Source organism: Achromobacter sp. 1014246743 (assembly GCF_059760725.1).
Genome location: NZ_JCBANA010000008.1, coordinates 20,687 through 33,293 on the forward strand (window position 1 = coordinate 20,687; position 12,607 = coordinate 33,293).

The 12,607-nt window shown below is 67.9% G+C and carries 13 protein-coding genes; 7 read left to right on the plus strand and 6 right to left on the minus strand.

From position 1 onward, the window contains the following. The first annotated feature begins 43 nt into the window (after positions 1 to 43). Positions 44 to 2,389: a fimbria/pilus outer membrane usher protein gene (locus tag AC6LJ2_RS05345; RefSeq protein WP_498150972.1), complete on the plus strand. Its 2,346-nt coding sequence runs from the start codon at positions 44 to 46 to the stop codon at positions 2,387 to 2,389. Then, complete coding sequence (locus AC6LJ2_RS05350; protein ID WP_263912885.1) at positions 2,386 to 3,375, plus strand: Csu type fimbrial protein; 990 nt, start codon at positions 2,386 to 2,388, stop codon at positions 3,373 to 3,375. The genes AC6LJ2_RS05345 and AC6LJ2_RS05350 overlap by 4 nt, the downstream gene beginning before the upstream one ends. Positions 3,376 to 3,390: 15 nt before the next feature. Here the strand turns inward: AC6LJ2_RS05350 and AC6LJ2_RS05355 are convergent, their stop codons facing one another. The 4 genes from AC6LJ2_RS05355 to sorA all read right to left on the minus strand — a co-directional run bounded on the left by AC6LJ2_RS05355 (position 3,391) and on the right by sorA (position 8,921). Further along, positions 3,391 to 5,448 carry a site-specific recombinase gene (locus AC6LJ2_RS05355; RefSeq protein ID WP_263912886.1) on the minus strand — a complete coding sequence of 686 codons (2,058 nt, stop codon included), beginning with the start codon at positions 5,446 to 5,448 and terminating at the stop codon, positions 3,391 to 3,393. A gap of 16 nt (positions 5,449 to 5,464) precedes the next feature. Then, on the minus strand, positions 5,465 to 7,168 hold the full coding sequence (locus AC6LJ2_RS05360; RefSeq protein WP_445657997.1) for an MFS transporter: 1,704 nt from the start codon (positions 7,166 to 7,168) through the stop codon (positions 5,465 to 5,467). A 150-nt stretch (positions 7,169 to 7,318) separates the two neighbouring features. Further along, the gene (sorB, locus tag AC6LJ2_RS05365; RefSeq protein WP_263912888.1) at positions 7,319 to 7,675 is read right to left on the minus strand and encodes a SorB family sulfite dehydrogenase c-type cytochrome subunit; all 357 of its coding nucleotides are present in this window, start codon (positions 7,673 to 7,675) and stop codon (positions 7,319 to 7,321) included. A 10-nt stretch (positions 7,676 to 7,685) separates the two neighbouring features. Continuing rightward, positions 7,686 to 8,921 (minus strand): SorA family sulfite dehydrogenase catalytic subunit, encoded by a 1,236-nt coding sequence (gene sorA / locus AC6LJ2_RS05370; protein WP_498150973.1) that lies wholly within the window; start codon positions 8,919 to 8,921, stop codon positions 7,686 to 7,688. A 195-nt stretch (positions 8,922 to 9,116) separates the two neighbouring features. On the opposite strand from sorA, the gene AC6LJ2_RS05375 reads away from it, so the two are divergent. Continuing rightward, on the plus strand, positions 9,117 to 9,506 hold the full coding sequence (locus AC6LJ2_RS05375) for a DUF2809 domain-containing protein (protein WP_498150974.1): 390 nt from the start codon (positions 9,117 to 9,119) through the stop codon (positions 9,504 to 9,506). A 37-nt stretch (positions 9,507 to 9,543) separates the two neighbouring features. Here the strand turns inward: AC6LJ2_RS05375 and AC6LJ2_RS05380 are convergent, their stop codons facing one another. Further along, complete coding sequence (locus AC6LJ2_RS05380; protein ID WP_263912891.1) at positions 9,544 to 9,762, minus strand: hypothetical protein; 219 nt, start codon at positions 9,760 to 9,762, stop codon at positions 9,544 to 9,546. A gap of 233 nt (positions 9,763 to 9,995) precedes the next feature. On the opposite strand from AC6LJ2_RS05380, the gene AC6LJ2_RS05385 reads away from it, so the two are divergent. From AC6LJ2_RS05385 to AC6LJ2_RS05400, 4 genes are all read left to right on the plus strand, one after another. Then, positions 9,996 to 10,727, plus strand: coding sequence for an iron-containing redox enzyme family protein (locus AC6LJ2_RS05385; protein WP_263912892.1), 732 nt, complete (start codon positions 9,996 to 9,998; stop codon positions 10,725 to 10,727). A gap of 76 nt (positions 10,728 to 10,803) precedes the next feature. Beyond that, positions 10,804 to 11,103, plus strand: a complete 300-nt coding sequence (locus AC6LJ2_RS05390) for a 2Fe-2S iron-sulfur cluster-binding protein (protein WP_263912893.1) — start codon at positions 10,804 to 10,806, stop codon at positions 11,101 to 11,103. A gap of 49 nt (positions 11,104 to 11,152) precedes the next feature. Further along, positions 11,153 to 11,488, plus strand: coding sequence for a ferredoxin (locus AC6LJ2_RS05395; RefSeq protein ID WP_263912894.1), 336 nt, complete (start codon positions 11,153 to 11,155; stop codon positions 11,486 to 11,488). Continuing rightward, positions 11,485 to 11,853: a 2Fe-2S iron-sulfur cluster-binding protein gene (locus AC6LJ2_RS05400; protein ID WP_498150975.1), complete on the plus strand. Its 369-nt coding sequence runs from the start codon at positions 11,485 to 11,487 to the stop codon at positions 11,851 to 11,853. Before AC6LJ2_RS05395 ends, AC6LJ2_RS05400 begins: the two co-directional genes overlap by 4 nt. 24 nt (positions 11,854 to 11,877) lie before the next feature. Here the strand turns inward: AC6LJ2_RS05400 and AC6LJ2_RS05405 are convergent, their stop codons facing one another. Beyond that, positions 11,878 to 12,594, minus strand: a complete 717-nt coding sequence (locus AC6LJ2_RS05405; protein ID WP_263912896.1) for a GntR family transcriptional regulator — start codon at positions 12,592 to 12,594, stop codon at positions 11,878 to 11,880. Positions 12,595 to 12,607: the final 13 nt, after the last annotated feature.

Consider the following 12,607-nt stretch of genomic DNA (forward strand, 5'->3'; position numbering starts at 1 on the left):
GCGCCTGCCTTGCCGGCGGCCGCGGGGTAAGAGAAGGCAGCCCATGGCAGTACGCGCTATCCGTGCTTGCGGGCGCTGCGCATGCCGTCTCGCGCTCTTCTTGATCGGGGCGTCGGCGGCGGCGGCGGACGTGCCCATCCAACTGGTGTCGTTCGGCGATATCGCCGAGCGCGACGTCTATTTGGAGGTGAGTATCAACGGTGTGAACACCACCCAGTTGCTGCGCTTTCGCGACGCGCAGGGCCGGCTGTCGGCCAGCCCCGGGGCGCTGGGGTCGGTGGGGGTGGACGTGCGCAAGCTGGGCGCGGGGGACGACAGCGAGATCCGGCTCGATGACGTGGCCGGCCTGCGCTACACCTACAACGCGGCAATGCAGTCCGTGAACCTGGTGGTGCCGGACGCGCTGCGCCAGCCCTACCAGGTGGATACGCGCGGCTTGCCCAGGACACCGCCGGCCACGTCGGGCCGAGGGTTGATCCTGAACTATGAGGCCTATGCCCAGACCGACGCCTACAACAAGGTGTCGATGTACAGCGAACAACGCTATTTCGATCCGCGCGGCACCTTCAACAATACCGGCACCGCCTATATGGGCGGCCGTGCCGACCGCTATGTGCGCTACGACACGTACTGGACCCAATCTGACCAGGACACGCTGCGCACGCTGCGAGTGGGCGACACGATCACGTCGTCGTTGAACTGGTCGCGCTCGGTGCGGGTGGCGGGCATCCAGTGGGGGCGCAACTTCGCGCTGCGGCCTGACCTGGTGACCTTTCCGGTGTCTTCGTTGAGCGCCTCGTCGGTGGTGCCGTCGTCGGTGTCGCTGTATGTGAATGGGGTGCAGCAATACTCGGGCAACGTGCCGGCCGGGCCGTTCGTGGTCAACCAGATCCCGGGGATCACCGGATCGGGCCAGGCCACGCTGGTGACGCGCGACGCCCTGGGGCGCAGCGTCAGCACGTCGGTGCCGCTGTACATCGATACGCGCATGCTGGCGGCGGGGCTGTCGAGCTATTCGATCGAGGCGGGCTTTGCGCGGCGCCTGTTCAGCGTGCGGTCTTTCGATTACGACAAGCGGCCCGCCTTCACCGCGTCCGGCCGCTATGGGCTGGACGACGCGTTGACGCTGGAAGGCCATAGCGAGATGAGCGCGGGCGTCTACAACGTGGGCGCGGGCGCCCTGGTGCGGCTGGGGCAGGCGGGCGTGATCAACGGCGCGCTGTCGGGCAGCGCCGGCAATCATGCCGGCGGGCAGGTCAGCCTGGGCTACCAATACGTGCAGCCCGCCTTCAGCGTGGAACTGCAGACCGTGCGCGCGCTGGGCGATTACGGTGACCTGGGGTCGCGGGAAGACGTGCCGGTGCCGCGCCAGACCGATCGGGTGACGTTCTCGCTGCCGCTCACGACCTCGCAGAGCATGGCGTTCAGCTATATCGGCTTTCGCATGCCGCAGTCGCCGGCCGCCAGGATCGGGTCGGCGTCCTATACCGCCAACCTGCACAGCCGCGTGTCGATGAACGTGAGCGCGTACAACGATTTCGCCCAGACCGGATCACACGGCGTCTACCTGGCCCTGTCCATCCTGCTGGGCGACAACACCCAGATCAACGCGTCGGCCGGCAAGCAGGGCGAGCAGAACCTCTACAGCGTCGGCGCGCAGCGCACCGTGGATTACGACGGCGGCTGGGGCTGGGGCGTGGAAAACGGCCGCAGCGGCGGCGGCCAGTACAACCAGGGCAAGGTGCAGTTCCTGGGTCGCTACGGCCAGGTGACCGCGCTGGGGCAGGACTACGCCGGCAAGAGCCAGGCGGCGGTGCAGGCCTCGGGCGCGGTGGTGCTGATGGATGGCGCCCTGACCCCGTCGCGTCGCATCAACGACGGTTTCGCGCTGGTCAGCACCGACGGCACGCCGGACGTGGCAGTGCTGCACGAGAATCGCAAGCTGGGCCGCACCAACAGCGCCGGGCACCTGCTGGTGCCGGACTTGAATTCCTACCAGATCAACCGCCTGTCCATCGACCCCGATGAATTGCCGGTGGACATGAAGCTGGAGTCGACCAAGGTCGTGGTGGTGCCGCAGGCCGGCTCCGGCGTGCTGGCCAGATTCCAGCTGCAGCGCTACGCCGCCGCGTCGGTGGTGCTGCACCTGCCGGACGGCGGCGCGGTGCCGGTGGGGGTGCAGGTGGCCCATGTGGAAAGCGGCAAGCAGTCGGTAGTGGGATACGACGGCATTGCGTTTGTCGAAGACCTCAAAGCGGAGAACCACTTGCGTATCAAGGGCGGCGGGGTGTCCTGCGTGGTGGAGTTTCCGTATCGGCATGATCCCGCGCGGCCGTTGCCGACCTTGGGGCCGTTCGTGTGCCAACCGTTGAAGGAGCCTGCCCAATGAAGTCCGCGTTGTTCTGGGTGGGGGCCTTGCTGGGGCTGGGGTGGTCGGTGGACGCACAGGCGACCACATGTTCGCTCGGGGCCGGCACGGTCAGCACGGTCAATTTCGGCACGGTCAATCCCTTGTTGCCCGCCGATACGTTCGCCGACAGCAATACGGTCACGGTGACGTGCAACTTCACCGCCCTGGCGCTGGGCGCGCGCCTGTGCTTTTCCGCCGGCGTGGGCAATACCAGTCCGTCGGTGGCCGCGCGGGCGCTGGGGGCTGGCGCTTTCCGCATGAACTACAACCTGTATACGGACAGCGGCCACAGCCAGGTATGGGGCGCGGCGACGACCATCGCGCCGACCTCGGTGCTGCTGGCTGGCCCGGCGCTGGGCGGTAATGCGTCTGCGTCGTTCTCGTTCTATGGCAAGCTGCCGGGCGGGCAATCGGGCGTGTCGACCATCGGCAACGCCAACACGCTGTACAGCGAAACCTACGCCACGACGGCCCGCGTCGATATCGCCGTCGGCCTGCTCGCGACGCTGCTGATCAATTGCCCGATTGCGGCGCCGACCCAGACCCTGAGCATCCCGCTGACCGTGCAGGCGACCGTGCAGAAGAACTGCACCATCAATGCCACCAACCTGGCGTTTCCGCCGCAGGGACTGTTGAACCAGGTGGTGACGGCCAACGGCCAGATCACGGTGCGTTGCACCAACAACAATGCCTTCTCGGTGGCGCTCAGCGGCGGTTCGGTGGCCAACAATGTATCGGCGCGCAAGATGAAGCACGCCACGGCGGCGGATACGGTCAGCTACCAGCTGTACCAGGACAGCAACTACGCGACGGTCTGGGGCGACGGCGTCACGGGCGGCACGCCGCTGGCGCGCACGGGAACCGGTGCGAACCAGCAGTTCACGGTCTACGGGCGGGTGCCGGTGCAGGCGACGCCGCGGCCGGGCGACTACAGCGATACCGTCACGGCCACCATTACGTTCTGACGTTGCCGCAACCCGTCACGTCGCCGCCGGCCGCGGCTTGACCGGCCAGAACAGCGTCGCCGGGCGCTGCCAGATACGCCGGCGCACGCCCATCGCCAGGGCCTGGCGATCGCCGCGGCGCAGGTTGCGCGAGCGCAGCGCCACGTTGAAGGCCAGCGCGAAACTCACTCCCACGTTCAGGATGCCGGTCAGGGCCGTGCCGGCCACCGCCATCCAGAACGCATGCGTGTGCACGACTTCCCAGCCCAGCGCGCCGATGGCCGACCCGATCTGGCCCGCGCAAAGCGTGACGTGGCGCACTTCGACGTGTGGGCCGAAGAAGCTGACGATGGCCGGCCCCAGGCCCAGCATCAGGCCCAGCGAGACATTGCCGGCGATACCGGAGATGTTGCGCTGCCAGAAGCCCGCCCAGCGGGCCGCGCCGCGCGCGCCGAACAGGTGGCGCATGCGCCGGTCGTAGGCCATCACGTCGTGCACGCGGTGCAGCGCGAACCAGTTGTCGGCCCACCCGGCGATCAGGCTGGACAGCCACAGCAGCACGCCCGTGGCGGCGGCGTAGATGGGCGTGGGGCCCCAGGCCGAAAACGAGTCGAGCGTGGCCTGCGCTTTTTGCGCGTCGATGAGCGGCCGGTCCAGTGCGTTCTGCGCCACCCACTGCACCGCCCAGGCCAGCGGGAACACCACCGCCAGGTTGCCCAGGATGGCGGCCGCGTTCGAGCGGATCATGGCCAGGGTGTCGTCCAGGAAGGCCTCGCGGCCCTCGGGGGTGTTGGCCTCGTCCAGCCGGTGGGCCAGGGCCGGGCCGGTCATGGCGGGCTGTTTGGTGGCCAGCGTGAAGTGGGCGAAGTGGATCACGAGAAAGCCGCCGGCGTAGTTCAGCGAGGCCAGCAGGCCTTCGATGAACTTGTCCAGGTGCAGCGAGACGATGAAGAACTTCAGGTAGACCGTCAGTACCATTACCAAGCCGCCGCCGGCCGAGGCCTTGAGCATCGTCAGGTATTCGGCCGGGTCGCGCGCGATGTAGTGTTCGCCGGTTTCGGCGGTGCGTTCCATGACGCGGCGGGCCAGTTGCGCGAACGACGAGGCCGCCAGGTGCCGGATGCTGCTGCGGGCCTGGGTCGAGCGGATCAGTTCGGCGGCCAGGTGCACGTATTTGTGGCGCTGGGTGGGGTCGACCCATACGCTCAGCAGCAGCTCGATGCGTGCCAGGCGCAGCTTCATGCGTTCGATCTGGAACACGACTTCGACCGACACGCCGTTCTGTTCCAGTTCGGCATAGACCTGTTGCGAGGCCGCGCGGCAGCTGTCGAGCAGGGCGCGGAACACGTTCAGGCGCCGGCCGAAGACCTCGCGTGGCGTGTCCGGGGCGCTGTCGCACAGTTCGGCGGCGGCCGTGGCCAGCGGAAAGAACGGATTTTCCCGCACCCGGCCCGGCAGGCGCGAGCGGATGTCCTGGGAGAGGCCGGTGGCGCGCACCTGGCTGGCCAGCACCTGGATGCTGCTGGTGAGCGCTTCTTCGAGAATCCGCGGCGGCGGTTCGGGGGCGGCCGGGTCCGCGCGCGCCACCCCGTCGCCGTGGCGCAGCAGCAGGCGCATGCGCGTCAGGGTGTCGTCGTCCAGCGCTTCGATCCAGGAGGCATCGTGGGCCTTGCGGAAGATCAGCGAGAACAGGCCGAACATGTCGCTGCGGTTGGGCGGCGGCGGCAGCAGCCGTGCCTGGGCGCGTTCCCAGAATTCGCCCCAGAAGCCCGGGTGCGAGGCCACGCCGGTATCGCACAGCAGCGAGGTGGGATCGTTGTCGACGATCAGCGAGCGCAGCGTCGCGGCGACGGGCGTGGCCAGCGCCGGGTTGTGTTCCAGCACCTGCAGCACGTAGCGCAGGCGCGCGTGCTGCGGGTGGCGTCCGTCGTCGTTCGGGGCCTGTGCCGGCCGGTCGATCCAGCGGCACAGGTCCACCATCCAGAGATTGCGCTGCGCCAGGGGCGCTTCGGGATCGGCGCCGGCCAGGATCACGTCCAGCTGAGGTCCGCCATGGCTGGACGCGCGCCATTTACGCCAAAGAGAGGTCAGCATCGTCGGGCCTTGTGGGTCAGAGGGATTCGGGTTCGCGGCGCAGCGAGAAGCCCTGGGCTTCGTTCATGGCCAGGTAGCTGACATTGCGCGATACCACCGGCGGCTTGTCGCCCGTGTGCAGCGCCCGCAATTGGTCCAGCACGATCTTGTCGGCCAGCGTCAGGCGGTCGAGCATGCGCAGGTATTGCATCCAGCTTTCCACCAGGAAGACCTCGCGCCAGACGCCTTCGCGTTCCAGGTCGCGAAACAGCTGCCATTGCTGGGCGCCGTTGCGCAGCCGCAGCTGACGCAGGGGGCCGGCTGCGCGGATCAGGTCAGAGAGCTTTTCCTGGGCGATCAGGTATTCCACGGCGACCAGCACCGCGCCGTGCTGGGTGTTGAAGCCCGCGGCCGACAGGGCCGGCTCGGTGCTGTCGGCGCGCGCCAGCGATTGCGTGTCGACCTGCTCGGGCAGGCGCGAGCGGTACAGCAGGGCGACGGTGATGCCCAGCATGATGCCGGCTGCCGACAGGGCGCCGGACACGCCCATGGTGCCGGCGAAATGGCCCCACATGAACGAGCCGGCCGCCAGCCCGCCGAAGATGGCGGTCTGGTACAGCGCCAGCGAACGCGCCTTCACCCAGTCGGGCACCAGCATCTGCACCGTGGTGTTGTAGGTGGCCAGCACCCCGATCCAGCAGCCGCCGGACAGCAGCAGCGCGGGAAACGCCACCCACAGGGTGGTGGTCGTGCCCAGCGCCAGCAGGCAGGCCGCGAGCAGGCCGGCGGCGGCGCTGACCAGGCCGCCGGCGCCCCAGGCGGCCTGCAACCGGCGGACCACGGCGCTGCCCAGGATGGCCCCCACGCCCAGCGCGCCCAGCATGTAGCCGTACAGCAGCGCGTTGCCGTCTTCGTGGCCATAGGCCAGCAGCGGCAGCAGCGCCCACAGGGCGCTGGCCGACAGGCCGAAGGCAAAGGCCCGCAGCATCACCAGCCGCGTCACGGTGGAATGCTGGGTGTAGCGCAGCGCGGCGATCACGCCTTCGAACAGCCGTTCGGGCGGCAGGCGCCGTTCGGGAATGTCGCGGCGCCAGCGCCAGATGGCCCAGATCAGGCCGGCGTAGCAGACGCAGTTCAGCAGGAACACGGTGGGCGCGCCCGTGGCGCCCAGCAGCAGGCCGCCGATGGCGGGGCCGACGGCGCGCGCCACGTTGAAGTTCACGCTGTTCAGCAGCACCGCGCTGCCGACATGGGCGCGCGGCACCTGTTCGCCCACCGCGGCCTGCCAGGCGGGCGTGACGACGGCGCTGCCGATGGCGATGCAGAACACCGAGATGATCAGGGTGACCGGGTGCAAGAGGCCGGCGAACGCCAGGATGGTGATGAAGATGCCACCGGCCAGTTCCAGCAGCATGCCCGTCAGCATGACCTTGCGGCGGTCGTAGTTGTCGGCCAGCACGCCGGTCAGGATGGACAGCGCCACCAGCGGAAAGGCCGCCGCCACCTGGATCATCGCGACCATCAGCGGGCTGCTCTGTTCAGTGGTGATGACCCAGGCGGCGGCGACGGATTGCGCCCAGGTGCCCAGGTTGGCGAACAGATTGGCGATCCAGATGATGCGGAACGCGGGGAAAGCAAAGGGGGAAAGCGTGCTGACCCGCAGGACGGGCGGGGCGGCGGCGGCGGGCGCCTCGGGCGGCGCGGCGGCCAGATCGGTGTTGGCCGAGACGGGCTGGAGCATGTAGGCCTCTGGGAACCCCGGGGAACGGCGAGCGGGGGCCGTCCAATGGTACGCCTAATAGGGGTCCTGGTTAAGTCGAGGCGAAGGCCGCAATGTGAGGGATTGCGACGCCGCGCGCGGAGGGGCGGCGCGGCGTCGGGGGGGGCAGGCTCAGGGCTTGGCGGGCGTCGACGCGGGGGGCGGGTAGGCCTGGTTCAGGTATTGCACGATCAGCGGCACCTGGTCGGCCGGGATGGGGGCGCCGTAGGTGCCGACCATCTTCTTGACCTCGGCGTCCCAGAAGCCGATCGGCATGGGCGGTTGCGACGACAGATAGTCGACCGAGTGGCACATCAGGCACAGGGCGGCGCTTTGGGCGCCGGGGCCGGTGCCGGGGTGCAGGGTGGCGGTCTCTGCGGGCAGCTGGATGTCCAGGGCGACGGCGGGCGTGGCGGCACCGGCAGCGGCCAGGGCGAGGGCCAGGCCGGCCAGGCGGACGGGGGAAGCGGGGCGAGGGGATCGGGTCATGGCGGGCTCCTTACGCGGCGTCGACGCGCACGGTTTCAACCCCATTGCGCATGTAGCCGGATGGGTTCCAGAGCGGGTCCAGCGGCTGGGTGTCGCCGGCCATGTTGGTGGCGCGCACTTTCAAGGCGTAGGCGCCCGCTTTGTCGGGCGTGAACTCGGCGTGCCATTCACGAAAGGAATAGCGTCCCAGATCCTGGCCCAGTCTGGCGGCGCGCCAGGTCTTGCCATCGTCGGCCGAGAATTGCACCTCGCGGATGCCGTGGCCGCCGTCGAAGGCGATGCCGCGCACTGCTGCCGGCCGGCCGCGCGCGACGCGGGCGCCGTCGGCCAGGCTGGTGATGAAGCTGCGCACGTTGTAGCGGCCGATGGGCCGGGTCTTTTCCGGCGCCTTGCCCGCGGGGGTACAGGCGCAGTCGTTGTCGGGGATGCGATAGGCCTTCTGCATCCAGAAGCCGTCGAATTCGGTGTCCAGCACCTTGATGTCGGCCAGGTGCTTGACCCAGTAGGTGCCGTAGTAGCCCGGCACCACCAGCCGCACGGGATAGCCGTTGAGCATGGGCAGGTCGGCGCCGTTCATGGCGTAGGCCAGCATGACCTCACCGTCCAGCGCGTGGGGCGCGTCCAGGGCCTTGATGAATTCGGGCGTGCCAGGCAGGACGGGCCGGTCCAGCCCTTCGAAGGTGACCTGGCGGGCGCCGGCCTGGATGCCGGCTTTTTCCAGGATGCGCTTGAGCGGAATGCCCAGCCAGCGGGCGTTGCCCATGGCGCCGTTGCCCAGCTGGCCGCCGCCCACGCGAGGCTCGAAAAAGCCGCGGCTGTTGCCGGAACATTGGGTGACGGCCACCAGCTCGACCGGCGCGCCGAACTGCTGCTTCAGGTCGACCAGCGACAATTCCAGCGGTGTGCCGACCTTGCCGCTGACGCGCAGCCGGTAGGTGGCCGGGTCGATGGCGGTGGGAATGTTGCCCAGGTGATAGCGCACGAAGAACGCGTCGTTGGGCGTGATGAGGCCGTCGTTGAACACCGCGAACGGCGTTTCCAGTTGCGGCGGCCGCGAGGTCTGGCGGATCAGGGGGCGTTTCTGGGGGTAGGCGATCAGGTCGCGTTCGCCATTGGCGAACGGCAGCGTGACGGTGGCCGGGGCGGCCAGGCTGGTCAGGGCGTGGCCGGCCAGCGTGCCGGCCGCGCCCACGGTACAGGCTTGACGCAGGAAGCGTCGGCGCCCATCCGGGTCGAATGTGCTCATGCTTGTCTCCTCGTTGTTTTCTAGTACCCTGCCCCTCGCGGCGCGGTCGGATCAGGCTACGCCTGACGGGCTGACAACGGGGTGAACAGCGCCTGGATTGTCATGTTCGCCGTTCCAATAACCGAGTTTTTCGCACGACATGCCCCAACGGGCGCCGGCCTGCCGGCCGCCGTGACAACCGCCCTTGCCGACACGATGAGACTGACCTTCCACCGATCCGCTTTTGCCGCCCTCCTGGCCGTGACCCTGCTGGAGGCACTGATCGCCACCTTGGGCAGGCCCTACCCGCTGTTGCGCGGTTTCGTGGGCGACGTGGTGGCCGTGGGCTGGGCCTACCTGGTGTATCGCAGCTTCATCCGCGCAGGCGTGCTGCCGCTGGCGGTGGCCGCGCTGTTGACGGGTTACGCGGTGGAGTTCGGTCAGTACCTGGCCCGTCACTTCGGCTGGCGCATCGAGCAGCCGGTGCTGCGCGTCGTCCTGGGCAGCGTGCCCGACTGGTGGGACATGCTGGCCTACACGCTGGGATTTTTCCTGGTGCTGTTATTGGCTGGAATCCAGCGGCGCCGGGAGTTGCGCGCGGCCTAGCACGTCAGCGCGCGTGGTGCGCATCCCATCAGGCGGTTCAGCCCGCCTGCCCCACCGGCGCGTCATTGCGGCCATTGTTTGCCTGGCCGGTGGGCTTGGCCAGCGGCTGCAACCGTTCGCTGCGCAGCGGCGCGAAGCATTCCGACCAGGACTTGGGCAGCAGCGGCGTCGCGTGGCGCACGGCGTCGCGGCGAGCGTAGTGGGCCAACAGTTGCTGGCCGATCGGGGCGTCTCCCAGGGGATGGCGGTTCTTCATGGTATTTCCGTATTGCATTGAAAGTGTATTCATTGTACCGCACTGCGCACGCTTGGATCAAACCCGAGCAGGCGCTGCAAGTCCTTGATAACAGAGGGTCGGTCCCTTTATATGGCCGAAACGGACGGGAATACCCTAGGCGACTAAAACAGTAGACGGTATACAATGTTCATCATCGGCCAAGGGCAGCATCCGGCCGGCCCCCCTCTCCCCCTTAGGACCTGGAGCGCGTCATGGCAGAACTGATGAACCGAGATGAATTTCGTAGCGCGTTGGAAAACGCGATCAAGGGCAAAAGCGCCAACGCTTCGCCCTTTTCCATTGCCTGGGCTGAAGGCAAGCTCACCCGCCAGCATCTGCAGCGCTGGGCCGAAAACCACTACCACTACGTCGGTCCGTTCGCCGACTACCTGGGCTACCTGTATGCCCGCACGCCGGACACCTACACCGAAGCCAAGGATTTCCTCCTGGCGAACATGTACGAAGAGGAAATCGGCGGCGACCGCCACACCGACCTGCTGATTCGCTTTGCCGAAGCCTGCGGCACCACCCGCGAACGCGTGACCAACCCCGACAACATGTCGCCCACCACGCGGGCGCTGCAAAGCTGGTGCTACGCCGTGGCCATGCGCGAAGACCCCATCGTGGCCGTGGCCGGCCTGGTGGTGGGCCTGGAATCGCAGGTGCCGTCCATCTACCGCAAGCAGACGCCGACCCTGCGCGAAAAATACGGCTTTACCGACGAAGAAGTCGAATTCTTCGACCTGCACATCGTGTCCGACGAAATCCACGGCGAACGCGGCTACCAGATCGTGCTGGAACATGCCAACACGGTGGACCTGCAACAGCGCTGCCTGAAGATCTGCGAAATCGGCGCGCAGATGCGGCTGCTGTACACCACCGCGCTCTACACCGACTACGTGCAGCAGGAAATCGCGCTGCCCGAACTGGGCCTGGCCGCCTGATCCCCCCTTGGCCCTGGCGCCGCCTGCGCAGCCTGCGTGGGCGCCGCCACGGCCGCCGATACGGATACCCCGATCCATGCCCACCGTTGTATTCCACAAAGGCGGCCAGACCTACACCGGCGAGGTGCAGGACAACACCAATCTGGTCGTGCGCGCCGGCATCCGGCAGTTTCCCTTTCCGCACCTGCGCTACGAGTGCGGCATGGGCAAGTGCGCCAAATGCGCCTGCCGTGTGTTGGCGGGGGGCGAACACCTGCCGCCCGTGAACTGGAAAGAAAAAAAGCAGCTGGGCGAGCGCATCGACGATGGTTACCGGCTGGTGTGCCAGCTATGGATCGGCCACGACGTCGAGCTGGCCCAGGACGCGGAAGGCTAAAGACCTTGCGTCGCGTTTCGCACCCGACCGACTTCACCAGGAAGCCCGCATGAATTCAGGCGATGCGCCCTACGTGATCCTGACGACCAAGCCCGGCGTGTTCCGCACCGAGGTGGGCGAGGACGCCGAGATCATCGAAACCTACGACTACACCTGCGGCGGTCGAACGCGCGCGGTGTTCAGCATTGCACGGCTGGCCAGGCCGACGCGGCTGGTCGTCACCGAAGAGACGCCGCCGTATGTCGTGAACCGCGTGCCGTCCAAGTTCCTGGATCACTTCGCCTCGATCGAGGCGGCGCGCCGCGAACTCGATCACCTGACGCGATTCGGCAGCAGCGACACCACTTTGACGCGACGCGCCCATGCCGTCGCCGCGGAGCATTGAGCAGCATGGTCAAGATCACCTTTCTTTCGAACGGCGGCAAGGTCGCCAGCGCGCCCGAAAACAGCAATCTGCTGCGCGTGTCGCTCAAGGAGCGCGGCGGCATTCCGTTCAAGTGCGGCGGTGGGCTGTGCGGCACCTGCAAATGCCGCATCGAACAGGGGTTGGAAAACACCGACGCCATCAAGCCCAAGGAACGCAAGCATTTGCGGCCCGAGGATTTCGAGGCCGGCTACCGCATGGCGTGCCAGACTTTCGTGCTGGGCGACGTGGCGGTGTCGTGGGGGGGGCAGGACGGCAAGGACGTGGTGGTCGAGCCGACCAACGCGCCGGTGGCCGCGGAGCCCGCCGCACAGGCGGATTCGTGATTGCGGGATGCGCCGCCGGGCCGCTCAGGCGGCCGATGAATGCGCCTGGCGGGTGTCGGTGTAGGCCTTGGCGGCGTTGTGCACGTGCTGGCTGGCCAGCAGCGCGGCCAGGTCGCCGTTGCCGGCGATGACGGCGTTCAGGATCTGCGAGTGTTCGTCCCAGTTCTGCTTGGCCCGGTGCATGTTGCTGGGCGCGAACAGCAGCGCGGTGCGGTCGCGCAGTGAGCGCATCAGGTCGGTCAGCACCACGTTGCCGCCGATGGTGGCCAGCATTTCGTGGAACTGCGAATTCAGCGCCAGAAACTTGTCCAGCTGCTCGCTGCGCGCGGCCTCGGTGCCTTCGCGCAGGAAGGCCTGCAGGCGTTCCACCGTTTTGTCGTCGCGACGCTGCGCGGCCAGCTTGGCGTTCAGGCCTTCGAGCGTGGCGCGCACTTCGACCATGTCGTAGGCCACCGCGTCGGACAGCACCGACACCGACGCCCCGCGGCGCGGCTCGATGGTGACCAGGCCTTCGGCGGCCAGCGCCCGCAGCGCTTCGCGCACCGGGATGCGCGACACGCCCATTTCTTCGGACAGGCGGCCTTCGACCAGCCGGTCTCCCGGCGTGAATTCGCCGCTGAGGATGCGCTCGCGCAGCTTGTCGCGGATGACCGCGAACAACTGCGGGTGCTGCTCGCCGATCTTCAGCGAGGCAGAAGGCTGCGTGTCTACGGCTTGCGGGCTGACGGGCATGGTGGTCATGGCGAGCAGGTGG